The following is a 25,076-nucleotide window of genomic DNA, read 5'->3' as shown; positions in this document are numbered from 1 at the left end:
GATGGGGTCAACCCTGTTATGAGCGTGAATATTTCCGTTCGCGGCTTACCAGCTGAGGTCACGCGTCGCCGTCGAACATCGAGGTCACAGAACCGTCGTCGAAGACCTCGTGGATGGCGCGGGCCAGCAGCGGGGCGATCGGCAGCACCGTGAGCGTGGGGAACCGCTTCTCTTCGGCGATCGGCAGCGTGTCGGTGACGACGACCGCGTCGATGAAGTCGGACTGCAGAATCTCCGATGCGGGGTCGGAGAACACGGCGTGGGTCGCGGCGACGATGACACCCTTGGCTCCGGCGTCTTTGAGGGCCTCCGAGGCTGCGACAATCGTTCTACCCGTGTCGATCAGGTCATCGACGAGCAGGCACCAGCGGCCGCTCACGTCACCGACGATCTCGTGAACAGAGACGTGGTTGGGTACCAGGGGGTCGCGACGCTTGTGGATGATCGCCAGAGGTGTGCCGAGCTTGTCAGACCAGACATCGGCCACCCGTACGCGGCCCATGTCGGGCGAGACGACGGTGAGCTGGCTGAGGTCGAATGTCTCACGGATGTGCTGCATGAGCACCGGCATGGCGAAGAGGTGGTCGACCGGGCCGTCGAAGAAGCCCTGGATCTGTGGGGCGTGCAGGTCGACCGACATGATGCGGTCGGCTCCAGCGGCCTTGAACAGGTCGGCGACGAGGCGCGCCGAGATCGGCTCGCGGCCGCGGTGCTTCTTGTCCTGGCGGGCGTAAGGGTAGAACGGGGCCACGACGGTGATGCGTTTGGCTGAGGCACGCTTCAGCGCATCCACCATGATGAGCTGCTCCATCAACCACTCGTTGATCGGAGTGGAGTGCGACTGGATGACGAACACGTCAGATCCCCGCACACTGCCGTTGAAGCGAACGTACAGTTCACCGTTGGCGAAGGTGTGGCTTGTCGTGCTGATCAGACCCGTACCGAGTTCGAGGGCGATTGCCTCGGCGAGTTCCGGGTGTGCCCGGCCACTTGCCAGTACGAGGTGTTTCTCGCCGTTCGACGTGATCTCAGCCACTTAGTCTCCGATTTTCTCAGCGTCGGGCGCTGAATCTGTTGGATTGATACCTGCGGGAGGGGAGGCGATGATCGCCGGGCCGGAACCGGATTGCTCCGCCGCCTGGGCAGCGACGTCGGCAGCGCTGCCGGCGCGATGTTCCGCCACCCATCCTTCGAGGTTTCGCTGTGGAGCAACGTTCATAGCCAGCGATCCGGCTGGCACATTCTTGCGAATGACCGTGCCTGCACCGCTGTACGCTCCGTCGCCAATTCTAACCGGGGCCACGAAGACGTTGTGCGACCCGATGCGCACGTGGGCACCGACCTCTGTCTCACTCTTCACGACGCCGTTGTAGTTGGCGAAGATCGCGCCGGCCCCGATGTTGGTGCCGACACCGATGTGTGCGTCGCCCACGTACGACAGGTGCGGCACCTTGCTTCCCTCGCCGATCTGGGCATTCTTCGTCTCGACGAAGGTGCCGATCTTGCCGTTGTCACCCAGGATCGTGTTGGGTCGAAGGTACGCGAACGGGCCGACGGATGCCCCGGCCCCGATCACCGAGAGCGTGGCGTCAGTGCGTTTCACGATCGCACCCTCGCCGACCTCGCAGTCGACGAGAGTCGTGTCGGGGCCCACGATCGCACCACGGGCAATCGTGGTGGCGCCGCGGATCTGCGTGCCCGGCAGCAGGGTGACATCGGGTTCGAAGGTCGACTTGAGGTCGATCCACGTCGTGGCCGGGTCTTGAACGGTGACGCCCGCCAATTGCCAGGTGCGAACGATGATCGCGTTCATCTTCGCCGCGGCCTCGCTCAGCTGTGCACGGTCGTTGATGCCGGCGACCAGCCAGGAGTCGGCAACAGGCAACACGTTGACCTCGGAACCGGCCTTTCGCAGAAGCTCGACGACGTCGGTGAGGTACTTCTCACCCTGGGCATTGTGAAGCGTGAGTTTCGGCAGGAGATCACGAAGTTCTGCGACACCGAAGAGGTACACCCCGGCATTGATCTCCGAGATCGCAAGCTCACTCGGCGAGGCATCGCGGTGTTCGACGATGCGGTCGACCCTGCCGGCACCATCTCCCTCTGACGCCGACCTGAGGATCCGCCCGTAACCGGAGGCGTCTTCGAGAAACGCAGAGAGCAGCGTCGCCGACGCGCCGGAACGCCTGTGTTCGGCAACCAGCCCGGAGAGTGTCTGGACATCGAGCATCGGGGTGTCGCCATTGATCACGAGCACGTCGCCAGCGAACCCGGCCGGCAACGCGAGAACGGCCAGTTCGACGGCACGGCCGGTGCCGGGAACGTCGTCCTGGTCGACGACGAGGCCATCTGGCAGCTCGTCGACGATGACGGACACGAGCTGATCACGTTCGTGCCGCACGACCGCGACGGTGTACGCAGCATCCAGCTCCCTGGCCGTGGCGAGCACGTGACTGACGATCGGAATTCCCGCCAGTGTATGCAGGAGCTTGGGCGTCTCCGATTTCATGCGGGTTCCCTGGCCTGCGGCCAGGATGATGATCGCGAGCGTGGAGTCGGTCACGTGTTTCTCCCTGTCTCCTGAGCGGCACTGCTGCAGCCCGTATGGCAAAATACTGCTCCGCCTCCAGGATTCGAACCTAGTCCTAACAGCTCCAAAGGCTGTCGTGCTGCCGTTACACCAAGGCGGATCACACGAAACCCTGGGCCGCGTGCAGTAAACAAGTCTGCCAGAGCTTCGGGGGTCGCGCGTCGCACAAACGGAATCTGCACACACAGATTCGAGGAGTTGACCACCAGCTGTCGACCGCGCGGACGGCATTCCGGCTCCCGCACGGCGCCCCGGTGGTCAAGGCGCAGCCAAGAAGATGCCAAGAACTTGGATAATGGAATATGCCCGAATCGGAATCTGCAGACTCAGTCGACCTCATCGTTGGCGCGTGGCAGCGGGAACGGCCCGATCTGGACTTCGAGCCCCTCCAGGTGCTGTCGCGGGTGTGGCGGCTTTCCCGCAACCTCGATCGTGCCAGGCGCGCCTCATTCGGTACGAGCGATCTCGACTCCTGGGAGTTCGATGTGCTCTCGGCGCTCCGCCGGGCGGGTTCGCCCTACCAGCTCAGCCCCAAGGCGCTGCTCGAGGAGACTCTCGTATCGTCGGGCACGATGACGAACCGCATCGATCGGCTTGTGGCACGAGGGTTGGTCGAACGTCGCACCTCGCCCCACGACGGCCGGGGCATCCTCGTCACCATGACGACAGACGGCCTCGCCCGGGTCGACGCCGCGATCGCCGTGCTGGTCACCTCTGAGTCGACGCTCCTTTCTGGTCTGAGCAGACCAGAGCAGGAGCGCCTCGCCGGGTTGCTGAGAAAACTGAGTACAACGCTCGAACTCTGAGTCGGCAGTACTGGGCCGGCAAACGCTGGGCCGGCGAACCCTGGGCCAGCAGACCCTGGGCCAGCCAGCCCTGGCCCAGCCAGCTCTAAGCCAACAGTTCCGACAACTCGAGCCAGCGCAGCTCCAGGTCGCTGAGCGTGTTCTGCACCCCGTCGAGCTCAGCAGAGAGAGCGGCGAGCCCCGGATAGTCGCCCTGGTCGTGACTGGCCATGCGCTCGTGGATCTGGGCGACCTGAGTGCCGTACTTCTCCAGTCGACGGTTCACCGAGGCGAGTTCCTTCTGTGCCGAGCGCAGTTCGGCCCCACCGAGGGCCGGCTTCGCGGTCGCCGCGCCGGGTGAGCCTGTCTTCGGGGCCTCACTGCTCGACCCGCGCGAGGTATTGCGCTGCTGCAGCGCACGGACCTCGAGGTACTGGTCGACGCCGCGAGGCAGATGGATGAGTCCGCCCTCGATCACCGCGTACTGGTTGTCGGTGACGCGCTCCAGCAGGTACCGGTCGTGCGAGACGACGAGCAGTGTGCCGGGGAACGTGTCGAGCAGATCCTCGATCGCAGCAAGCATGTCGGTGTCGAGATCGTTGGTGGGCTCATCCAGAATCAGCACGTTGGGCTCGCTCAGCAGAATGAGCAGCAACTGCAGGCGGCGCTTCTGGCCGCCGGAGAGGTCTTTCACGGGAGTCGACAGCTGGGCGCTGGAGAAACCGACCCGCTCGAGCATCTGGCTGGGCGTCATCTCCTTGCCACCGCTGACGTAGGTGCTGCGCTGCCGACCGATGACCTCGCTCACCCGGTCGTTCAGAATCTCGTCGAGCTCGAAGAGTTGCTGGGTGAGAGTGGCGACCTTGATGGTCTTGCCCCGCTTCACCCGGCCCGTCGTGGGTTGCAGAGTGCCGGAGACGAGGCTCAGCAGGGTGCTCTTGCCCACTCCGTTCACGCCCAGGATGCCCGTGCGCTCGCCCGGCGCGATCCGCCAGGTCACATCGTGCAGCACCCGTTTCTCGCCCGCGTTGCCGTTGTAGACGACAGAGATGTTCTCGAGGTCGACGACGTCTTTGCCGAGGCGCTGCATGGCCATCGAGGCGAGCGAGATCGAGTTGCGTGCCGGGGGTTCGTTCTCGATCAGCGCGTTGGCCGCCTCGATGCGGAACTTCGGCTTCGCCGTACGGGCGGGGGCTCCGCGGCGAAGCCAGGCCAGCTCCTTCTTCATGAGGTTCTGGCGCTTGCCCTCCATCGTTGCGGCCATCGTGTCGCGTTCGACGCGCTGCAGGATGTACGCGGCGTAGCCGCCCTCGAACGGCTCGACTAAGCGATCGTGCACCTCCCAGGTCGCCGTGCAGATCTCGTCGAGGAACCACCGGTCGTGCGTCACGACCACGAGCCCACCGGAGTTCGCCGACCAGCGTCGGTTGAGGTGACCGGCGAGCCACGCAATGCCCTCGACGTCGAGGTGGTTCGTCGGTTCGTCGAGGAAGATGATGTCGTGGTCGCCGATGAGCAGGGCCGCGAGCGCCACCCGGCGACGCTGCCCGCCGGAGAGGTCGGCCACGCTGGATTCCCACGGGATGTCGCTGACGAGGCCTGCGATGACGCCGCGAACGATGGGGTCACCCGCCCAGACGTGCTCGTCGATGTCACCGACGATCGACCGGCCCACGCTCAGGGAGTCGTCGAGGGTGTCTGACTGGTCGAGCATGGCGAGGGTGACGCCGTTACGACGAGTGACACGCCCTGAATCTGGCTCGAGCGTGCCGGCCAGGAGCTGCAGGAGGGTCGACTTGCCGTCGCCGTTGCGCCCGACGATACCGACGCGGTCGCCTTCGTTGATGCCCAGTGTCACGTCGTCGAAGATCACGCGGGTCGGAAATTCGAGGTGGAGGGACTCGGCCCCCAGTAGATGTGCCATTACTCAAGTTGACCACAGGTTCGGCTGGACGTTCACCGGAGGCCGGTGCAAGGGGCCCCGTCAGGCCCGAAAGAGTGCGCAGAGAGCGGGGCAGTGATCGAGCAGCGAGCGGACAGTGAGGAGCAGCCAGGGTGCGCACAGAGGGTGCGTGGCCGAGGCCGTGTGGTTCAGCCTGCCTCGGCGCCGTTGACGACCCGGGCTCCGTGCACGGGGCCGGTCGCTCGCACGACCTTGTGACGGGCCGAGCTGAGGGCATACTGCAGGTCGAGAGCACTGTCGGAATCCGCAGCGAGGAAGGCGACGGTCGGGCCAGAACCCGAGACGATTCCCGCGAGGGCGCCACTGGCTTCACCGAGTTCCAGCACAGCGGCCAGTTGGGGCGCCAGGTGAAGCGCTGGCGCCTGCAGGTCGTTGTGCATCGATTCGGCGAGCATGTGTGGGTCGCCGGCGCGCAGGGCCTGAAGCACGTCGGCGTCGACGGAGGGCTGGGTCTGGGCCGGAAAGATGTCTTGTGCGTGACGGTCGCGGTGCCGGTCGAGTTCGCGGTACACGTCGGGCGTGCTCGAACCGAATTCTGCCAGGGCGAGAACCCACTGGAACTGGCCCTTCGCCAGCGCAGGGCTCAGCTGGTCGCCGCGGCCGGTGCCGATAGCCGTACCGCCGGTGAAGGCAAAGGGCACGTCGGCGCCGAGCCGGGCAGCGAGGGTGACGAGCTCTTCGCGACCCAGCTCTGTGCCCCAGAGGGTGTCGCAGGCGAGGAGGGTGGCAGCAGCATCCGCCGACCCACCGCCCATTCCGCCGGCGATGGGAACGTTCTTGGCGATCTCGAGGCGCACGCCGCCCCGGAATCCCGCCTTGTGCGCCAGCATTCTGGCGGCCCGGATGGCGAGGTTCGATCCGTCGGTGGTGAGCGTGGAGGTGTCGATGCTGCCGGTGAACGACACCGAGAAGTCGTCAGCGGGATAGGCGCGCACGTCTTCGTATAGCGACACCGCCTGGTAGGCCGTGGCGACATCGTGATAGCCGTCTTCCATGACAGCGCCCACCTTGAGGAAGACGTTGATCTTGCCGGGTGCCCTGACATGGATCGCCTGGGAGCCCGCGTTCGCCGTCATAGATTTAACCTAGCTCACTGCCAGCGTGTGTCATTCCGCTCACGGTCAGGTGCTCGTGCTGGTGCTGCTCGGGGCCTGCAGCGCTCGGGTTGCGCTCACTCCAGCGCGGCGCGGGTCTCGGCGATGGCGAGAAAGTCACGCACGGTCAGCTGTTCGCCGCGCGCTGTCGGGTCGAGGCCCGCGACGGTGATGATCTCCGACGCCGACTGCGCACTGCCGAACAACCCGGACAGCGCCTGGCGCAGCATCTTGCGGCGCTGCTGGAACGCGGCATCCACGATCTCGAATGTCGAGAGACGCAGCTCTTCACTGGCAAGGCTGGTGGGAGATCGCTCGAATGCGACCAGGATCGAGTCGACGTTGGGCACCGGCCAGAACACCTGCCGACTGACCTGCCCCGCAGTGCGCCAGGTGCCATACCACGCGGCTTTGACACTCGGGCCACCGTAGATCTTCGACCCGGGTTCTGCGGCGATACGAAGGCCTACTTCGGCCTGCACCATGACGACGCCGGAGAGAATGCTCCAGAAGTGCTCGAGAAAGTGCAGCAGCACAGGCACGGAGACGTTGTACGGCAGGTTGGCGACGAGCCGTGTCGGGGCGCCGGGCAGGCTCTGGATGCGCAGGGCATCATCACGGATGACGGTGAGCTTCGCATCGGGCTGCAGCAGGCTGACGGTCAGAGGCAGCTGTTCGGCGAGCCGCTTGTCGATTTCGACCGCGATCACCTCCGCGCCCATCTCGAGGATTCCGAGCGTGAGGGAGCCGAGACCGGGCCCGACCTCCACCACCGTCTCGCCCGGTTGCACCCCAGCGATGCGGACGATGCGGCGCACGGTGTTGCCGTCGATGACGAAGTTCTGGCCGAGCTTCTTGGTCGGTGTCAGGTTCAGCAACCCGGCAAGGTCGCGGATCTCGGCGGGGCCCAGCAGCGCCGCCTTCTCATCGGCCATCACGCGTCCAGAGCGGGGAGAACGACGGGCTCCGCGTCCCACGAGCCGTAGACGAGTTCGGTGTTCGAGGAGATCTGCGCTGCCAGCATCGAGGAATCGGTACCGAGGTGCTCGGCCATCGCCCGGAGCGTGTACGGAAGCAGGTATGGCGCGTTCGGCCGGCCCCGGTTCGGCATCGGCGTCAGGAAGGGCGCATCGGTTTCGACGAGCAACAGCGACCGCGGGCAGACTTCGAGGGCTTCGCGCAGGTTGGCGGCGTTCTTGAACGTCACGGTGCCGGCGAACGACATGTACCAGCCGTTCTCGGCGCAGATGCGGGCCAGCTCGGCGTCACCCGAGAAGCAGTGGAAGACCGTGCGCTCCGGTGCGCCCACGCGCTTCAGCGTCGCGATGACCTCGCTGTGGGCATCCCGGTCGTGGATCTGCATCGCGAGGTTGTTCTCTTTGGCGATTTCGATGTGGGCTTCGAACGAACGATACTGCGCAGCGATGGCCGTGTCACCAGATGTTCGGAAGAAGTCGAGCCCGGTCTCACCGATCGCGGCCACCCTGGGCCGCGTGGCGAGTTCGGCGATGACCGCCAGTGCGTCGTCGAGGCCGCCAGCGAGGTCGTACACGGGAGCCTCGTTCGGGTGCAGGGCGACGGCCGCGAGCATCCGTGGCTCCCTGAGCGCTTGTTCGGCCGACCACCGAGAGGTCTCGACGTCGCCGCCCACCTGCACGACGCCTCGCACGCCGACACTGGATGCCCGGTCGAGGTGTTCGCGATACGAGAGCGGATGGTCGCCTGGGCCCACGCTCGCCGGTTCCGACGCGCCGGGGACCGGCGTGGCGGCCGAGCGAGTGGGGACACTGATCTCGAGGTGCGTGTGGTTGTCGTAGACCGGAACGGTGAGGGCCTGCGGCAGCGGTGGGTACGTCAGGTCGCGGCCGGGTGACGCGTCGCGCTGGCGGATGTACGGGGAGTCGCCGGTCATGGCGCGGTGGCAGGGGCAGGCTTTGCAGCAGCAGGAGTTGCAGCAACAGGAGTTACAGCAACAGGAGTTGCAGCAACACTGGCACCGGCTGGCGCAGTGGCAGGGCCGTCTGCGCCTTCGATGTTCTCGATCCGGGGGAAGAGCGGCTCCAGCGGCCAAACCTTGCCGTCGGTCTCCCAGTGGTAGGCCGTGCGGATGGGTACCGCTGTGATCTCGCCGACGCCGCCGAGCGACTGCCAGAGCTTTGCCGTCGCTTCGGGAATGACCGGGGAGAGCAGCACCGCCAGTGTGCCGAGCCCGCGCACGGCCGTGAACAGCACCGTCTGCAACCGGTCGGCCAGTTCGGGCTTCTTGGCCAGCGCCCACGGCTCCTGGCTGGTGATGTATCCGTTGAGCTCGTCGACGAGCTCCCAGATCGCCGAGAGGGCCTCGTGGATGGCCAGGCGTTCAATGGCTGCGTCGGCCTCATCGACCACGCGTCGCTCGACGGTGCGCACGCGCTCGTCAGCGCCCTCGGAGATTCCGGGATTCGGGATGTCGCCGTCGAAGTACCTCGTGACCATGGCGATCACCCTCGATGCGAGGTTGCCGAAGCCGTTGGCCAGCTCGGCCTGGTACCGGGCAGAGAGGTCTTCCCAACTGAACGAGCCGTCCTGGCCGAAGTTGATGGCGCTCATGAAGTAGTAGCGGAACGCGTCGGAGCCGAAGGTGTCGGTGATCTGGTTCGGAGCGATTCCGGTCAGCTTCGACTTCGACATCTTCTCGCCCCCCACCAGCAGCCAGCCGTGGCCGAAGACCTGCTTGGGAACGGCGAGCCCCGCCGCGAGCAGCATGGCGGGCCAGATGACGGCGTGGAACCGGGCGATGTCTTTACCGACGATGTGGGTCGCCGGCCAGAGCGAAGCGAACTTCTCCTCGTCGGAGCCGTAACCCGCGGCCGTGATGTAGTTCAGCAGCGCGTCGAACCAGACGTAGACGACGTGGCTGTCGTCCCACGGTACCTTCACGCCCCAGTCGAACGTCTGACGGCTGATCGAGAGGTCGGTCAGCCCGCGCTTCACAAACGCCACGATCTCGTTGCGCACGCTCTCGGGCTGGATGAAGTCGGGATTCGACTCGTAGAGATCGAGCAGCGGCTGGGTGAAGTCGCTCATGCGAAAGAAGTAGTTGCGCTCCTGCAGCAGTTCGACCGGGATCGAGTGGATGGCACAGACCTGCTGGCCCTCGTAGGGGCCGGTGCCGTCGAGCAGGTCGCCGGGCTGCTTGTACTCCTCGCAGCCCACACAGTAGGCACCCTCGTAGTCGCCCGTGTAGATGTAACCGGCGTCGAAGAGCCGCTGCAGGAAGAGCTGCACGTTGACCTCGTGCCGGGCATCCGTCGTTCTGATGAAGTCGTCGTTCGAGATGTCGATCGTCTTGAGCAGGGGCTGCCACGCTGTTTCGACCAGGCGGTCGGCCCACTCCTTGGGCGAGACGCCGTTCGCCGTCGCCGTGCGCAGGATCTTCTGGCCGTGCTCGTCGGTGCCGGTCAGGAACCACGTCGGGTCGCCGGCCTGCCGGTGCCAGCGCGCGAGCACATCAGACGCCACCTCGGTGTACGCGTGACCGATATGGGGCACGTCATTGACATAGAAGATGGGCGTAGTGATATAGAACGAGGAGCCGTCAGACATAAGGTTCATCTTAAGCGGTCGAGCCACGGGCCGCCGCCGTGTTACCGAACTGTGGGCAGGGACCAATCGACTCGTCCTGTGCACGATGAGCTTGCGCGCGGCCACCACCGGGTGAACTGCATATGCATCTCAGCGCCGGGACTGCAACGCCGCTTCGTAGAGGTCGCGCTTGCTGAGCCCGGTCGCCTCGGCAATGGCGGCCGCAGCATCCTTGAGCCGGGTCCCGTCGGCCACCAATTCGAGCACCTGCGCGACACCGGTCGCCAGGTTGACCTCGAGCGGCTCAGCTCCGGCGACGACGAGCACGATCTCGCCTTTCACACCGGCCTCCGCCCACGGCACCAGCGAGGCCGCTCCCCCGCGCTTGACCTCTTCATAGAGTTTGGTCAGCTCACGGCAGACAGCTACCCGTCGCTCGTCTCCCAGAACGCTGGCGATGTCTACCAGTGATGCGGCCAGTCTGTTGGGCGACTCGAAGAAGACCATCGTCCGGTGTTCGCGTACCAGGTCGCCCAACGCGCCGAGCCGATCACCCTGCTTTCGTGGCAGGAATCCCTCGAAGGTGAACCGGTCGGTCGGTAGCCCGGAGATCGCGAGCGCCGAGACAACCGCTGACGGGCCCGGGATGATCGTCACGCCGACGCCCGCCGCAACCGCGGCCTGCACGAGGTGGAAGCCGGGGTCGGAGACGGTCGGCATTCCGGCATCGCTCATGACGACGAGGTCGGCCTCACGGGCCGCTTCAACCAGCTCGGCCGCCTTCTCGCGTTCGTTGTGGTCGTGCAGGGCCAGCAGCCGGGGCCGGTTCTGGATTCCGAGGGCACGCAGCAGTTTCGCTGTTACTCGCGTGTCTTCGCACGCGACCGTCTCCGCTGCCTCCAGCGTCTCGATGAGGCGCGCCGACGCATCCTTCAGGTTGCCGATGGGCGTCGCCGCGAGGATGATCATCTACCCAGTCTGCCCGACACACCCCCTCCCCGGCACTTCGGTCGCCCGACACCCCGCCTGCCAGAGACACCGGCTGCCAGAGACATCGGTGTCGGGCGCGGAGTCGACAACAGCAACTCCACAGAACAGTCCACGCGGGGGGGCACGTGCAGTGTGCACGCCACGACCCGTGTGGACTGTTCCGTGGCGGCGGTTCGGGCACGCGGGCCTCTCTCCGCAGGCACAGGATGCCCGTGGGCTGAACAGGCTCGCGGCTCGCGGTGGGTAGCATGGGGCGGGTGAGCCTTGCGACCGACTCAGAACCGCCCGCGCCGGCCGGCATCGACGCGCCAGCGCACGCCGAAGCCCACTCTGCCGGACACCACGCTGCCGAACCCCGCGGCAGCAGGCTCGACGCCTGGTGGGGTCGCCTACTCAGCACGCCGGGCAGACAACGAGCGTGGCGCTGGGGTGGACCGCTCGCCGTGACCCTGCTGGGCGCGATCCTGCGGCTCTGGAACCTGGCCGACCCGCACAGCCTCGTCTTCGACGAGACCTTCTATGTGAAAGACGCCTGGTCGCTGCTGCACCTCGGTTTCGAGGGCGCTTGGCCGTCGGGTGCCGACACCTCGTTCAATGCCGGCGACGTGAACACGTACACCAACACCGGCTCGTATGTGGTGCACCCGCCGCTCGGCAAGTGGATCATCGCGCTCGGCATGGCGGTCTTCGGCGCCGAGAACAGCTTCGGCTGGCGCATCTCGGTCGCCGTGTGCGGAATTCTCGCGGTTCTGCTCATCGCAATGATCGGCACGAAACTCTTCAAGTCGACGCTCCTCGGTACCATCGCCGGGTTCCTGTTCGCGATCGACGGGCATGCCATCGTGATGAGCCGGGTGGGGCTGCTCGACGGCATCCTGATGCTCTTCCTCCTGCTCGGGTTCGGGGCCATTCTCCTCGACCGCGAGTGGCACCTGCGACGGCTGACCGAGTGGATGGTCGCACGCGAAGCCGAAGGCCGGGAACCGACCTGGGGCCCGACGCTCTGGTGGCGACCCTGGCTCATGGCGGCCGCGGTTGCCTTCGGGCTTGCCAGCGCTGTCAAGTGGTCCGGCCTGTTCTTCCTCATCGGCTTCGGGCTCTACTCGGTGCTGGTCGATGCACTGGCCCGCCGCCGGGTGGGCCTGCCGTTCTGGATCAGCGCGGCCATCCTGAAACAGGGCGTCGCCAACGTCGTGCTGATGGTTCCGCTCTATCTGGCGAGCTACCTCGTCACCTGGATCGGATGGTTCACAACGGCGGGCGGGTACTACCGCAACTGGGCGCAGACCGACGGTCAGCCGTGGACGGGGACACTCAGCTGGGTGCCGCTGGTCATCCAGAACTTCTGGCACTTCGAAGTCTCGGTCTACAACTTCAACGTGAACGAGCACGACCCGCACCCCTACGCGTCGAACCCACTCACGTGGCTGTTCATGATCCGGCCGACGCAGATGTACGTGAACACCACCACGGGCGGCACCGGCGGCTGCGGCGAAGACACCTGTTACGCGAACATCACCTCGGTCGGCAATGCGGCGATCTGGTGGGCCGCGACCGCGGCGATGTTCTACCTCGTCTACCGGCTGATCCGCAAGCGCGAGTGGCAGGTGGGGCTCATCCTGATGGGCATGGTCGTCGGGTACCTGCCTTGGCTGATGTACATCAACCGCACGATCTTCCAGTTCTACACGATCGCGTTCGAGCCGTACATGATCCTCGGGCTCACCTTCGTGATCGGGCTCGCACTCGGTTCCCGTGACGACCCGCGGCGAAAACGCACGGCCGCCTTGATTGTGGTCGCGGCCTATCTGATACTCGCCTCACTGGTGACGGTGTTCTTCTACCCGGTGTGGACGGCGCAGCCGATTCCCGGCTGGCTGCTCACACTGCACTACTGGCTGCCTTCGTGGCGGTAGCAGGCCCCGTGCCGGTGGCTGGGCCGCAGAGCAGGTCGCCCCGCTGGCTGGCTGGCATACTGGTCGCCGGGGTCGCGGCAGCGGCAGCATTCGGGTTGCACAGTCTTTTTCCGGCCGTACCGCTGCTGACCGCTGCGGTGGGTCTAGGCATGGTCGTCGGCCAGATCCCGGCAAGCCAGCGGATGCTCGACACCACGCTGAAGCCGGGAATTGCCCTCTCGGCCCGCCGTCTGCTGCGCCTCGGAATCGTGCTGCTCGGCCTGAAGCTGTCGCTCGTCGACATCGCGGGGCTCGGCTGGCCGACCATCGTGGTGATCGTGCTGATCGTCGGCATCACGTTCGCCGCGACCCTGGGTCTCGGAAAGCTGCTTCGCCTGCCTGGTACGCAGCCCATTCTGATTGCCGCCGGGTTCTCCATCTGCGGAGCCTCCGCCATCGGCGCGATGAGTGCCGTGACGCGCAGTAAAGACGAAGACCAGGCCACCCCCGTCGCCCTGGTGACGCTCTGCGGCACGCTGGCGATCTTCATACTGCCCGTCCTGCGCATTCCGCTCGGGATGAGCCCCGAAGACTTCGGGCTCTGGGTCGGCCTGAGCGTGCACGACGTCGGCCAGGTCGTCGCGACCGCCCAGATCGCAGGGCCGGCGGCTCTCGCGGCGGCCGTGGTCGTGAAGCTCACCCGCGTGCTCACCCTCGCGCCGATGGTCGCCATCGTCGGGCTGGTCGAGCGTGGCCGAGACAGGAGGGCCGACAGGCGCGCACTCGCTCTCGACGCCGATGCTGTACCCGTCGTCCGAGCTAGACGCCCTCCCATCGTGCCGCTCTTCATCGCAGGGTTCCTGTTGGCCGTGCTGATCCGCACCTTCGTGCCCCTGCCCGACGCGGTGCTATCGGCGGCCGACTCCCTTCAGACCACCCTGCTGGCGATGGCGTTGTTCGCACTGGGGTCGAACATCCGTTTCGCCGCCCTCGCCCGCACCGGATGGCGTGCGCTGATCGTCGGCCTGGCCTCGTGGGCGTTCATCGCGGGCCTTTCACTGGCGGCAGTGTACCTGCTGCGCTGAATTCACTTGCTTGTGTGACGTGAGGCGTGGGGGTTTCGATACGCTGCGCTACTCAGCCAGCGACACCTCCGCAACTCCACCGCCGGTGCGCTACTCAAGCAGCGACCGGGAGGCACTCGCTGGCTGAGTAGCACGCAGTGCGTATCGAAACCCGCCGGCGTCAATGCGAGACGCTCGACTCCTCGCGGGCGACCCAGGCCGCCACGAGTTCGCGCTTCAGGACCTTGCCCGAGGGCCCGAGCGGCAAGACCTCGACGATCTCGAGATGACGCGGGTACTTGTAGGCCGCAACGTCGTCGCGCACGAACTCGAGCAGTTCGTCGACGGTGGCCCGGGCATCCGCCACCAGCACCACCGATGCCACGATCTCCTGGCCGTGGGTCTCGTGCGGAACGCCGTAGACAGCGACCATCTGGATCTCGGGGTGCCTGGCCAGAACTTCTTCGACCTCACGCGGGTAGACGTTGTAGCCGTTTCGCAGGATCATGTCTTTGGTGCGGTCGACGATCGTGAGGTACCCGTCATCGTCTTTGCGCCCGAGGTCGCCGGTGCGGAACCAGCCGTCGACCATCACCTTCGCCGTGTCTTCGGGCCGGTTGTGGTAGCCGTTCATGAGGTTGTGGCCACGGATAACCAGCTCACCGAGCTCGCCGGCGGGCAGCAGCACGATCCGGTCGTCGACCTCGGCGTCGGCGATCTCGACGTCGACACCCCAGATCGGCGTGCCGATCGTTCCGGGTCGCGGAGGCACCCCGACCATGTTGAAGGTCGCGACCGGAGACGTCTCGGTGAGCCCGTAGCCCTCGTGGATCTCGGTGCCGAACTGCTCACGGAACCGGTCGATGACGGCGACCGGGATGGCGGCGCCCCCCGAGATGCCGTAGCGCAGCGGTGGCCGGTCGGTGCTGCGGGAGGCGGCGTCGAGTAGGGCGATGTACATCGTCGGCACACCCATGAAGATCGTGCACTTCTGCTCGTTCATCACCTGGAGCGCAGTGTCGCCTGTGAACTTCGGCACCATGACGAGCGTCGCCCCTGCCCGGAAGACGGTGTTCATGGTGCAGGTCTGGCCGAAGGTGTGGAACAGGGGAAGTGCCCCGAGAACGCGGTCGTCTGCCCGCATGTCGAAGGTGGTCAGCAGCGAGACGTTCACCTGCTCGACGAGAGCCAGGTGTGAACCTTCCGCCCCCTTCGGCGTGCCAGTGGTGCCGCTGGTGTACAGGATCGTGGCCGTGTCGAACGGGTCACGCTGCACGTAGGTCTCGATCGGCACGGATGCCCGAGCTTCGTCTTCGAGGCGCGCAGGCAACTCGGGGCTGGCCTCCGGCAGCAGCACGGAGATGACGGGCACGCCTGCGAGTGTCGCTCCCTTCGCGCCCTCACCCAGCAGAGGAGCAGCACAGACGAGCAGCTGGGCTCCGCTGTCGCGCAAGACGTACTCGATCTCCTTCGCCTTCAGGAGCGCGTGGATCGGCACCACGACACCGCCGAGGGCGAGCACGGCGTAGTAGACACGAGGGAAGTCGGCCACGTTCGGTATGAGCATGGCGACGGGTGTGCCCGGCCCGACCCCGCGGTCGCGGAGGGCGCCGGCGTATTGGCGGGTCTGTTGCCAGAGCTCGGCATAGGTGGTCTCGGTCGGCCCGACGACCAAAGCGACGTTCGTGGGCATTCTGCGTGCCGTCTCGACAAGGATCGAGGCAACGGAAACGGTGGCAAAACCTGCGCTCATCTGAGGGCTTCCTTCGGTCGTCATTGACTTTCGATCAGTGTAATCGCCGTGGCTGTGCAGAGGCAGGGACTTGACTCCTACGGCTCAGGCGCGCCACAGCAGAGATTTGTTACCGTTCAAGTCTGGAGCCGCTCGAATCCCGCCATGCCTCTACTACCGTTGAGCCATGGTCTTGCAGCGTGTCTGACGCCACGCACGCGCTCGGCTGTCGCTGCGAAGTGTTACGTCAGAATTCCTTGCGCCACAGATGTTCGCCATGCCTCTACTACCGTTGAGCCATGGCAGATCGCGAATACGGCTTCAGAACTCGGGCAATCCACGCAGGCAACATTCCTGACGCGGTGACGGGTGCGCGGGCCCTGCCCATCTACCAGACCTCGGCCTTTGTGTTCGACGACACCGAAGACGCCGCGGCCCGGTTCGCGCTGCAGAAGTACGGCAACATCTACAGCCGGCTCGCGAACCCCACGGTGGCCTCGTTCGAGGAGCGGGTAGCCAGCCTCGAGGGCGGCCTCGGTGCAGTGGCCACTGCCAGCGGCCTCGCGGCGCAGTACATCACCTTCGCCTCGCTCGTCGGCACCGGCGACCACATCGTCTCGTCGGCCAACCTCTACGGCGGCAGCATCACCCAGCTCGACGTGACTCTGCGCCGCTTCGGGGTCGACACCACCTTCGTGAAGAGTTCTGACCCCGCCGACTACGCGGCGGCGATCACCGACAAGACCAAGTTGATCTTCGCCGAGACCGTTGCGAACCCCTCGGGCGAGGTCGCCGACATCGAAGGCCTCGCCGACGTCGCTCACGCGCACGGCATTCCCCTCATCATCGACTCGACCATCGCCACGCCCTACCTCAACCGCCCCATAGAGTGGGGTGCCGACATCGTCATCCACTCAGCCACGAAGTTCTTGGGCGGCCACGGTACGACGCTCGGTGGCGTCGTCGTCGAGAGCGGCCGCTTCGACTGGCACAGCGAGAAGTTCCCTCTGTTCGGCGAGCCAGTTCCGAGCTACGGCGGCCTGCAGTGGTCGGGCAACTTCGGTGAGTACGCCTTCCTCACCCGCCTTCGGGCAGAGCAGCTCCGTGACATCGGGCCGTCCCTCGCCCCGCATTCGGCGTTCCTGCTCGCCCAGGGTGTCGAGACGCTCCCGTTCCGCATGCAGGCGCACGTCGACAACGCGCGGATCGTCGCTGAGTGGCTCGACGCCGACCCCCGCGTCGAGTTCGTCAACTGGGCAGGCCTGCCCGGGCATCCACACTACGAACGCGGCCTCAAGTATCTGCCCAAGGGCCCCGGCTCAGTCTTCAGCTTCGGCGTCAAGGGCGGCCGGGCGGCGGGCAAGACCTTCATCGAGTCGGTCGACCTGGCCAGCCACCTCGCAAACATCGGGGACGCCAAGACGCTGGTGATCCACCCCGCCTCCACCACGCACGCGCAGCTCACGGAGCTACAACTGCTCGAGGCGGGTGTTCTGCCCGGAATCGTGCGCCTGAGTGTCGGAATAGAAGACCCCGAAGACATTGTTTATGACCTTGACCAGGCTTTGGCCCAAGCAACGGAAGGCAAGTGATGACTGTCACCGACACCGCAACTGCTGCCGGCACTGACGCGGGCCCCAGCTCCGACGCGGGCACCGGCGCAGACGCAGGCACCATCACTGCCCAGTTCGCGAACGGCCTCACCTGCGACGTGCCGTCGAGTTCACCGCTTGCGAAGCTGCTGAAGTCGCAGCGAACCTGGGTCGGGCCCACGGCCAAAGAGCGCCTCCAGATTCTGCGCAGAGCGAAGTCGATCGCCATCGTCGGCGCCTCACCGAACGCTGCCCGTTCGAGCTACTTCGTGGGCACCTACCTTCTGCAGTCGAGCGACTACCGGGTCTACTTCGTCAACCCGAACGCCAGCGAGATCCTGGGGCAGAAGGCCTACCCCGACCTCGCCTCTCTGCCAGAGGTTCCCGACATCGTCGACGTCTTCCGCAAGGCGAGCGACATTCCCTCGGTCATCGACGACGTGCTTACCAGCGGCGCGAAGACCATCTGGATCCAGCTCGGCATCTGGAACCAGGATGCCGCCCTCTACGGTGAGAGCAAAGGCCTGACCGTCGTGATGGACCGCTGCATCAAGGTCGAACACGCCCGGTTCAACGGCGGCCTGCACCTGCTCGGCTTCGACACCGGCCAGATCACGGCCCGTAAGAGCCTGCGCTGACAGCACCCGGACGCGGCTGATGGCTCTGTGAAGCTGTGAGGCACTCTTCCGACGCGCCGAGGTAGCGCCTTCCGGACAGCGTGTGATATTCCGCTCACGTGGTGCTCGAAGCGCGCGAGCGCGCCACTGTGAACAGGTCGTTACGGACTTGTGACTTTCTGTTGCAACGCACAGCCACCCGAGCCCATGGGCAGCTAGCGTTGAAGACGTGACCTTCCCAGCCGCACCGACACAGACCCTCCCGGGCAGTGGCTCCCCCATCGTGGCGACCCCGACTGTGTCGACGCAGTGGCTCTGCGATCACCTGGGTGGCGAATCGCTGGTCGTGCTCGACGCCAGCGTTCTCTCGGCACAGGGGCCCGGTGGGTTGCCCCTGTGGCTCAGCGGCCGAGGCGACTTCCTGGATGCGGGCCACATTCCCTCAGCGGAGTTCGCCGACCTGATCGATGACTTCTCCGACCCCGGCGCTCCTTTCGCGTTCACAAAGCCCACTGCTGCCCAGTTCGAAACCGCTGCGGCGACAGTCGGCGTGCGGGCGTCTTCACGGGTTGTCGTCTACGACAGCGGGCGTGGGCAGTGGGCAGCCCGAGTCTGGTGGCTGTTCCGCTCGTTCGGCTTCGACAACATCTCCGTGCTCGACGGCGGCTTCACCAAGTGGACGGCCGAAGACCGCCCCACCGCGACCGGCTTCGCAGAACCTGTGCCGGCACCACCTGTTCTGACCGAGCCTGCGCCGGCAGAGTTCAGGGCGAGGGAGCTGCCCGGGTTCTGGGTCGACAAGACCCTCGTCGAATCCATTGTCAGTCGGCAGACGGATGCCCTACTGATCTGCGCCGTGTCACCCCGTGAATTCGAGGGTCACACCGGCAACTGCTCTCGGCTCGGGCACATCCCGGGCAGCTCGAGCCTGCCGTCCGCGCAGGTCATCAACAGCGAGACCAACACTCTTCTGAAGCCTGATGCACTCCGTGCGGTCTTCGCTCCGGTGCTGGCAGGGCGAAGCACTCCGATGCAGTCGATCGTCGTCTATTGCGCAGGAGGAATTGCCGCAGCGCTCGACGCGCTCGCACTCGCCGTCATCGGCGAGACGAGTGTCGCCCTCTACGACGGATCACTGAACGAGTGGGCCGACGACCCCAAGGCGGTGCTCGTCTAGAGTCCTCCGCTCGCCGGGCATGTGGTGTTCGATCAGCACTACGCTTTCGAGCGGATCCTCGCGTCCGTCAGGTTGGTCGCGCTCGCTCAGCGACCCGCGCGTGCCCGATCGGTCGCCGCGAGCTTCGCCATGATCTCCAGAGCCGCTCCGAATCCGATCGGGCGCTGCAGGGCATCCTCGGCCACGGAGGCGAGCGACTGGCGGACCGCCTCGATGTAACGACCCTCACCTGTTGCGAAGTAGAGCGCACAGGCCGCACTCGACACGGCGGAAAGTCCCGACGGGTAGGCACCCTCGGAGACATCACCCTCGATCAGGAGCCCGTGCGCGGCGAGCACCGGGTCGCCGGCACCGGGCGCGATGAACGGAAGCCGGCGCTCAGCCGTGGCTCCCACTGCCTTTCCCTTTCCCTCTCCCGCTCGCGCCGAAGGTGCCTCACTCATCGTGCTGTCGACCAGCTCGCGGCCGACCCGCAGGTACCTCTCATTACCCAGAACAGACCCGAGCTGGAGCAGGGCGTCGGCGAACATCCCGTAATCCTCGAGGATCGCCGGCGCGGCAGAAAGCTGGCTGCCCAGCGAAGCCCGCGCGAGGGTTCCATCGGCGCGCAGATGGTGATCGAGCACATAGTCCGCGGCCAACGCCGCAGCACTCAGCCACTGGTGATTGCCCAAAGCCGCGCCCGCGTGCGTGAGGGCCGAGATGGCGAGTCCGTTCCACCCGGTCAGCACCTTGAGGTCGAGCTTCGGCGGAGTCTCCCCCGACCGTGCTTCGGCGTCGAGTGCGTAGTAGCCGCCCTCGCTCTGCTGACCGGCGACAACGCTTTCAGAGTCCTGCGCCGAGGCGAACCCTCCGCCGTCGATCTGCATCGTCGTGAGCAGGAACGATGCGATGCCTGCTGCTGCATCGGCAGCCCTCTGCCCAGGCGACCTGCTTTCGCCGCCCGGGCCCCCGGCCTTCTGCGCAGCCGTCGTGTACGCGTCGAGCAGCAGCGCGTTGTCGTACAGCATGCGCTCGTAGTGCGGCTCGCTCCAGTCGGAGGCCGTCGCGTAGCGGAAGAAGCCACCCTCGACCGGGTCGCGGAGCGGAGAGGCCGCCATGGCCTTGAGGGCGCGGTCGGCGAGCGGGGCATCCATCGCCTGCAGGAACTTCAGCACCGGTGCAACCGGGAACTTCGGAGCACCCCCGAAGCCACCATGAATGGCGTCTTCGTAGGCGTCGAGCTCGAAGACGACCTGCGCCAACTGGGCGGGGGTGGGGAGGGCTTCGCCAGTGCCCGAGGCGGTCTCGCCGTCTTCATGGCCCTCATCGTGCTCGGCATTCTCGGCATGCTCGGCATGCTCGGTATTCTCGCTGTGCTCACCGTTCGCCGCCGCGGCGAGCGCTTCGGTGAGCTGCCGTGCGGTCGACTCGACTTCTTCGCGTCGGTTGGCCCAGGCATCCGCCACGGCGCCGAGCACCTGCCCGAACGAGGGGTTGCCCTGCACCGGGACCGGTGGCGAATACGTGCCGGCGAAGAACGGCTTCGCGTCGGGCGTGACGAACACGTTCAGCGGCCAGCCGAGGTTCTGAGTGAATGCCCCTGCAGCTGCGAGGTACACCGCGTCGACCTCCGGATGCTCTTCCCGGTCGACCTTCACAGCGACGAACCCGCGATTCAGCACGTCCGCGAGGTGTGGGTCACTGAAACTCTCGCGTGCCATCACGTGGCACCAGTGGCACGTGGAGTACCCGATCGACACGAGCACCGGCACGTCGCGCCGGGCGGCCTCGGCGAATGCGGGCTCACCCCACGGGTACCAGTCAACAGGGTTTTCAGCGTGCGAACGGAGGTACGGGCTGATCGCGTCGCCCAGTCGATTGGCCATCAGGCAAGCCTACGCGTGGCTTCGGCCTGGCGGGCGGCTCGCGCACGCGCGAGCGCCCCGCTGCGCTCCGAGCTGACGCGACACGCCCCACCCCGGGCATCCACAGGGCGTGTCGCGTCCGCACGATGCCTTCTGTATTCGCACGCGCAGGATGCCCGGCCAGCCGTAGACTGGAGCGCTGATGAATGCCGAGTCGATCTATTTCCCGCCCGAGCTGCCCGTCAGCCAGTTGCGCGAGGAGATCGCACGCACGATCGCCGCGAACCAGGTCGTGATCGTTGCCGGCGAGACCGGCTCCGGCAAGACGACCCAGCTGCCGAAGATCTGCCTGACGCTTGGCAGAACGAGCATCGGGCACACACAGCCCCGGCGCATCGCGGCACGCACGATCGCCGAACGCATCGCGGAGGAACTCGGTCAGGAGGTCGGCGACCGCGTGGGCTACCAGGTGCGCTTCACCGACACGGTGGGGCCGAACACGCAGATCAAGCTGATGACCGACGGCATTCTGCTGAACGAGATCCACCGCGACCGACTGCTGACCAAGTACGACACGATCATCATCGATGAGGCGCACGAGCGCAGCCTCACCATCGACTTCCTGCTGGGGTACCTGCGCCAATTGCTGCCCAAGCGCCCTGACCTCAAGGTGATCGTCACCTCGGCCACCATCGACCCCGGTAGTTTCTCGCGGCACTTCGGCGGGGCGCCGATCATCGAAGTGTCTGGGCGCACCTACCCGGTCGAGGTTCGCTATCGCCCACTCGTCGCCGACGGGGAGAGGGGCGACGACGTCGATGACGACAGCGATGATGACAGTGACGATGGCAGCGACGACTCCGGGGCAACCCCTGCACGGCGCACGGCGAACGGCGGCAGCAACACGCGTTCGGGCGGGGCCCCGAATGGCAGAACCGCGCCGCGGCCGGCAGTGAATCGCGACCCTCTCGACGCTGTGAACGAAGCCCTCGACGAGCTCGCCCGCGAGGGTGACGGCGACGTGCTGGTGTTCTTCTCCGGCGAGAACGAGATCCGGGATGCTGAAGAGGCCATCCGCGGGCGCCTCAACTCGGGTGGGGGTGGGGCTCTCGGTGCGGCGACCGAGGTTCTGCCGTTGTATGGCCGGCTGTCGTCGGCCGACCAGCACAAGGTCTTTCAGAAGTCGTCGGCCCCGGGCATCCGTCGCCGCATCGTGCTCGCGACCAACGTCGCGGAGACGAGCCTCACGGTGCCCGGAATCAAGTACGTCATCGACACGGGCACGGCCCGCATCAGTCGCTACAGTGTGCGATCGAAGGTGCAGCGGCTGCCGATCGAGGCCATCTCGCAGGCGTCAGCGAACCAGCGCGCGGGCCGGAGTGGGCGCACCAGCGACGGCATCTGCATCAGGCTCTATTCCGAGGAGGACTATCTGGCGAGGCCTGAGTTCACCGAGCCGGAGATTCTGCGCACCAACCTGGCCGCCGTCATCCTGCAGATGATCTCGCTGGGCCTTGGCGACATTGCGAGCTTTCCGTTTCTGCAGCCGCCGGATTCGCGCGGCATCAAAGACGGCCTGGACCTGCTGAGCGAACTGGGAGCGATAAATTCTCCGAGCGACGCGAAGCGCGGCACCGCGAACGCAGTGCCGACACTCACCCGCGTCGGCCGCGACCTCTCACGCATGCCGATCGAGCCGCGGTTCGCCCGCATGGTCATCGAGTCGAAGAACCACGGTACGAGCCGCGAAGTCATGATCATCGTGTCGGGCTTAACGGTCCAGGATCCGCGCGAACGCCCGCTCGAACGCCGCCAGCGGGCCGACGAGCTGCACGCCCGGTTCACCGACGTCACCAGCGACTTCCTCTCGCTGCTCAACCTCTGGAACTACCTCGAGGAGAAACAGCGCGAGCTCTCCTCCAGCGCCTTCCGCCGGCTCTGCAAGGCCGAACACCTCAACTACGTGCGGGTGCGCGAGTGGCAGGATGTCTTCCGGCAGCTGCGCCAGCTCAGCAAACCGCTGAACCTCACGCTCGGCGATCCCTCGGTCAACCCCGACGGCATCCACCGTTCGATTCTCTCCGGCCTGCTCTCGCACATCGGCTTGAAAGATGCGGCGAAGAAGGACTATGTCGGCGCGCGTCAGACCCGGTTCAGCATCTTCCCCGGGTCTGCCCTGGCGAAGAAGCAGCCCAATTCGGTGATGAGCGCAGAGCTGGTCGAGACCAGCCGCCTGTTCGCGCGCATGAACGCGACGATCGACCCGGCGTGGGCAGAGGCGCTCGCTGGCGATCTCTGCAAGCGCACGTACTCCGAGCCGCACTGGGAGAAGAAGCAGGGCGCCGTTGTCGCGTACGAGCGGGTCACCCTCTACGGCGTGCCCATCGTTCCCAAGCGCCGGGTGCAGTTCTCGCGGGTCGACCCCGCTTACGCGCGAGAGCTGTTCATCCGCCACGCCCTCGTCGAGGGCGACTGGGAGTCGCAGCACGCCTTCGACCGCGACAACCGGCGCTTCCGTTCCGAACTCGCCGAGATCGAGGAGCGCAGCCGCCGCCGCGATCTGCTGCTCGACGACGAGGCCGTGTTCGAGTTCTACGACGCGAGAGTTCCCCGCGAGGTGAACACCGCCCGCAGTTTCGACGGTTGGTGGAAGAAGGCGAAGTACGACACGCCAGAGCTGCTGACGATGACGCTCACCTCGCTGGTTCCCGAAGGCGCGCCCGAGATCGACGAGGCGAAGTTCCCGGCGACCTGGCAGCAGGGCGACCAGCAGCTCGCTCTCTCGTACCGCTTCGAACCGGGCACCGAAGACGACGGCGTGAGTGTCACCGTTCCGCTCACCCTGCTACCCCGTCTCGAGCCCTCTGGCTTCGAATCGCAGGTGCCGGGGTTTCGCGACGAACTCGTGACCGCGCTCATCCGGTCGCTGCCCAAGAATCTCCGCAAGAACTTCGTGCCGGCGACCGACTGGGCGAAGAAGCTGCTGCTCGAGCTGCCGGGGTACGACGGGGCCAGCGCTGGATCAGAGGTTTCAGCAGGCTCAGCCTCGTTCGTCGCCGCGCTGGCCGCGGTCATGTCGCGACTCGCCTACACACCCGTCACGGCAGCCGACTTCGACCTCACGCGCATTCCTTCCCACCTCTCGGTCTCCTTCCGGGTGGTGGATGATCGGGGCAAGACGCTCGCGGCCTCGAAAGACCTCGGCTCGTTGCAGAGCCGGTTCAAGGGGGCCGCCCGCGAGAGCGTGGCCCGGGCATCCGGCGCCGTCGCGAGTTCGATCGAACGCCGCGGCATCACCACCTGGGACTTCGACGAGCTGCCGCAGCACCTCGACACGAAACAGCCGGGCAGTGTCATCCGCGCCTACCCGGCGATCGTCGATGAGAAGACCTCGGTGGCGATCCGACTGGTGACGACGCCGGCCGAAGCCGCACGGCTCACCCCGGCCGGCGTTCGGAGGCTGTTGCTGCTGGGAGTGGCCTCCCCCGTCTCCTACGTTCGCGAGCACCTCAGCCAAAACGAGAAACTGGTTCTGGCGACAAGCCCGTACCCCAGCATCCAGGCGCTCTTCGACGACTGCTTGCTCGCGGCGGCCGACCACGTGCTGCAGGCTGCACACCCAGACGGCCGGGTCTTCACGCGCGCCGAATTCGAAGCCGCACGCGACACCCTCTCGTCGAGCATCATCGACCTCATGTACCAGACGGTCGCCACCGTCGCCACGAGCCTCACGAAGGCCAGGGACGCCGAGCGCGCCCTCAAGAAGGTCACCAGCGTGACGCTGCTGCCCGCCCTCGCCGACGCTCGGAGCCAGCTCGGAAACCTCGTCTTCGCCGGATTCATCGCCTCGATGGGCATCGACCAGCTGCGCAACCTGCCGCGTTACCTCACCGGGATCGAGCAGCGCCTGCAGAAGCTGCCCGACGCTCCCGCACGCGACCGGGCGTGGATGACGGAGGCCCAGAATGCGACCGCACGCTATGAGTCCGCCGGTGGTGTGCTGCCGCTCCCTCTCGACGCCTGGCTGACCATCGGGGCTCCGGTGGTGAAGGCGCGATGGATGATCGAAGAACTCCGTATCAGCCTCTTCGCCCAGTCGCTCGGCACAGCCGAGCCTGTCTCGCTGCAACGGATAGTGAAGCTCTTGGGAACATGAAGCGACGCTT

At 66.1% G+C, this 25,076-nt stretch carries 17 protein-coding genes and 1 tRNA gene; 7 read left to right on the top strand and 11 right to left on the bottom strand.

The window, feature by feature from the left end; all coding sequences use genetic code 11:
* Nucleotides 1-58: 58 nt before the first annotated feature.
* From JOE66_RS06200 to JOE66_RS06190, 3 genes are all read right to left on the bottom strand, one after another.
* A complete protein-coding gene (locus JOE66_RS06200) occupies nt 59-1,036 on the bottom strand; it encodes a ribose-phosphate diphosphokinase (RefSeq protein WP_205107723.1) in 978 nt (325 codons plus the stop codon).
* Nucleotides 1,037-2,563, bottom strand: a complete 1,527-nt coding sequence (gene glmU, locus JOE66_RS06195; protein WP_205107721.1) for a bifunctional UDP-N-acetylglucosamine diphosphorylase/glucosamine-1-phosphate N-acetyltransferase GlmU — start codon at nt 2,561-2,563, stop codon at nt 1,037-1,039.
* Between the two features lie 55 nt (nt 2,564-2,618).
* Nucleotides 2,619-2,690, bottom strand: a tRNA-Gln gene (locus JOE66_RS06190).
* Between the two features lie 202 nt (nt 2,691-2,892).
* On the opposite strand from JOE66_RS06190, the gene JOE66_RS06185 reads away from it, so the two are divergent.
* Nucleotides 2,893-3,396 carry a MarR family winged helix-turn-helix transcriptional regulator gene (locus tag JOE66_RS06185; RefSeq protein ID WP_205107719.1) on the top strand — a complete coding sequence of 168 codons (504 nt, stop codon included), beginning with the start codon at nt 2,893-2,895 and terminating at the stop codon, nt 3,394-3,396.
* 85 nt (nt 3,397-3,481) lie between these two features.
* Here JOE66_RS06185 and JOE66_RS06180 read toward each other — a convergent pair whose 3' ends face one another.
* The 6 genes from JOE66_RS06180 to rsmI form a co-directional block, all read right to left on the bottom strand.
* Nucleotides 3,482-5,299 carry an ABC-F family ATP-binding cassette domain-containing protein gene (locus JOE66_RS06180; protein WP_205107717.1) on the bottom strand — a complete coding sequence of 606 codons (1,818 nt, stop codon included), beginning with the start codon at nt 5,297-5,299 and terminating at the stop codon, nt 3,482-3,484.
* Nucleotides 5,300-5,466: 167 nt separating this feature from the next.
* A complete protein-coding gene (locus JOE66_RS06175; RefSeq protein ID WP_205107715.1) occupies nt 5,467-6,414 on the bottom strand; it encodes a 4-(cytidine 5'-diphospho)-2-C-methyl-D-erythritol kinase in 948 nt (315 codons plus the stop codon).
* Between the two features lie 95 nt (nt 6,415-6,509).
* Nucleotides 6,510-7,367, bottom strand: a complete 858-nt coding sequence (rsmA, locus tag JOE66_RS06170) for a 16S rRNA (adenine(1518)-N(6)/adenine(1519)-N(6))-dimethyltransferase RsmA (RefSeq protein ID WP_205107713.1) — start codon at nt 7,365-7,367, stop codon at nt 6,510-6,512.
* Nucleotides 7,367-8,344 carry a TatD family hydrolase gene (locus JOE66_RS06165; protein ID WP_205107711.1) on the bottom strand — a complete coding sequence of 326 codons (978 nt, stop codon included), beginning with the start codon at nt 8,342-8,344 and terminating at the stop codon, nt 7,367-7,369. The genes rsmA and JOE66_RS06165 overlap by 1 nt, the downstream gene beginning before the upstream one ends.
* Entirely contained in the window at nt 8,341-10,017 is a 1,677-nt protein-coding gene (metG, locus tag JOE66_RS06160; protein ID WP_205107709.1) for a methionine--tRNA ligase, read from the bottom strand. Before metG ends, JOE66_RS06165 begins: the two co-directional genes overlap by 4 nt.
* A gap of 129 nt (nt 10,018-10,146) precedes the next feature.
* The gene (gene rsmI, locus JOE66_RS06155; RefSeq protein ID WP_205107707.1) at nt 10,147-10,965 is read right to left on the bottom strand and encodes a 16S rRNA (cytidine(1402)-2'-O)-methyltransferase; all 819 of its coding nucleotides are present in this window, start codon (nt 10,963-10,965) and stop codon (nt 10,147-10,149) included.
* A gap of 278 nt (nt 10,966-11,243) precedes the next feature.
* Here rsmI and JOE66_RS06150 point away from each other — a divergent pair, with 278 nt between their 5' ends.
* Together JOE66_RS06150 and JOE66_RS06145 are read left to right on the top strand one after the other, a co-directional pair.
* Complete coding sequence (locus JOE66_RS06150) at nt 11,244-12,902, top strand: dolichyl-phosphate-mannose--protein mannosyltransferase (protein WP_307827077.1); 1,659 nt, start codon at nt 11,244-11,246, stop codon at nt 12,900-12,902.
* 8 nt (nt 12,903-12,910) lie between these two features.
* Nucleotides 12,911-13,966 (top strand): YeiH family protein, encoded by a 1,056-nt coding sequence (locus tag JOE66_RS06145; RefSeq protein WP_372435508.1) that lies wholly within the window; start codon nt 12,911-12,913, stop codon nt 13,964-13,966.
* A gap of 160 nt (nt 13,967-14,126) precedes the next feature.
* Here JOE66_RS06145 and JOE66_RS06140 read toward each other — a convergent pair whose 3' ends face one another.
* Entirely contained in the window at nt 14,127-15,698 is a 1,572-nt protein-coding gene (locus JOE66_RS06140; protein ID WP_205107703.1) for a long-chain-fatty-acid--CoA ligase, read from the bottom strand.
* Nucleotides 15,699-15,976: 278 nt separating this feature from the next.
* On the opposite strand from JOE66_RS06140, the gene JOE66_RS06135 reads away from it, so the two are divergent.
* From JOE66_RS06135 to JOE66_RS17610, 3 genes are all read left to right on the top strand, one after another.
* Entirely contained in the window at nt 15,977-17,269 is a 1,293-nt protein-coding gene (locus JOE66_RS06135; RefSeq protein WP_205107701.1) for an O-acetylhomoserine aminocarboxypropyltransferase/cysteine synthase family protein, read from the top strand.
* 146 nt (nt 17,270-17,415) lie between these two features.
* A complete protein-coding gene (locus JOE66_RS06130) occupies nt 17,416-17,907 on the top strand; it encodes a CoA-binding protein (protein WP_239518535.1) in 492 nt (163 codons plus the stop codon).
* Nucleotides 17,908-18,115: 208 nt separating this feature from the next.
* Entirely contained in the window at nt 18,116-19,063 is a 948-nt protein-coding gene (locus JOE66_RS17610; RefSeq protein WP_205107697.1) for a sulfurtransferase, read from the top strand.
* 86 nt (nt 19,064-19,149) lie between these two features.
* On the opposite strand, the gene JOE66_RS06120 is transcribed toward JOE66_RS17610, so the two are convergent.
* Nucleotides 19,150-20,931 (bottom strand): thioredoxin domain-containing protein, encoded by a 1,782-nt coding sequence (locus JOE66_RS06120; RefSeq protein WP_205107695.1) that lies wholly within the window; start codon nt 20,929-20,931, stop codon nt 19,150-19,152.
* A gap of 181 nt (nt 20,932-21,112) precedes the next feature.
* On the opposite strand from JOE66_RS06120, the gene hrpA reads away from it, so the two are divergent.
* Entirely contained in the window at nt 21,113-25,066 is a 3,954-nt protein-coding gene (gene hrpA / locus JOE66_RS06115; protein WP_205107693.1) for an ATP-dependent RNA helicase HrpA, read from the top strand.
* Nucleotides 25,067-25,076: the final 10 nt, after the last annotated feature.

Source organism: Subtercola frigoramans (assembly GCF_016907385.1).
Taxonomy (GTDB): domain Bacteria; phylum Actinomycetota; class Actinomycetes; order Actinomycetales; family Microbacteriaceae; genus Subtercola; species Subtercola frigoramans.
This window is presented reverse-complemented; position numbering and strand designations above follow the sequence as displayed.

Coding starts and splice junctions, on each gene's coding strand:
- JOE66_RS06185 (WP_205107719.1), top strand. CDS start 2,893: ATGCCCGAATCGGAATCTGCAGACTCAGTCGACCTCATCGTTGGCGCG.
- JOE66_RS06180 (WP_205107717.1), bottom strand. CDS start 5,299: ATGGCACATCTACTGGGGGCCGAGTCCCTCCACCTCGAATTTCCGACC.
- JOE66_RS06175 (WP_205107715.1), bottom strand. CDS start 6,414: ATGACGGCGAACGCGGGCTCCCAGGCGATCCATGTCAGGGCACCCGGC.
- rsmA (WP_205107713.1), bottom strand. CDS start 7,367: ATGGCCGATGAGAAGGCGGCGCTGCTGGGCCCCGCCGAGATCCGCGAC.
- JOE66_RS06165 (WP_205107711.1), bottom strand. CDS start 8,344: ATGACCGGCGACTCCCCGTACATCCGCCAGCGCGACGCGTCACCCGGC.
- metG (WP_205107709.1), bottom strand. CDS start 10,017: ATGTCTGACGGCTCCTCGTTCTATATCACTACGCCCATCTTCTATGTC.
- rsmI (WP_205107707.1), bottom strand. CDS start 10,965: ATGATCATCCTCGCGGCGACGCCCATCGGCAACCTGAAGGATGCGTCG.
- JOE66_RS06140 (WP_205107703.1), bottom strand. CDS start 15,698: ATGAGCGCAGGTTTTGCCACCGTTTCCGTTGCCTCGATCCTTGTCGAG.
- JOE66_RS06135 (WP_205107701.1), top strand. CDS start 15,977: ATGGCAGATCGCGAATACGGCTTCAGAACTCGGGCAATCCACGCAGGC.
- JOE66_RS06120 (WP_205107695.1), bottom strand. CDS start 20,931: ATGGCCAATCGACTGGGCGACGCGATCAGCCCGTACCTCCGTTCGCAC.
- hrpA (WP_205107693.1), top strand. CDS start 21,113: ATGAATGCCGAGTCGATCTATTTCCCGCCCGAGCTGCCCGTCAGCCAG.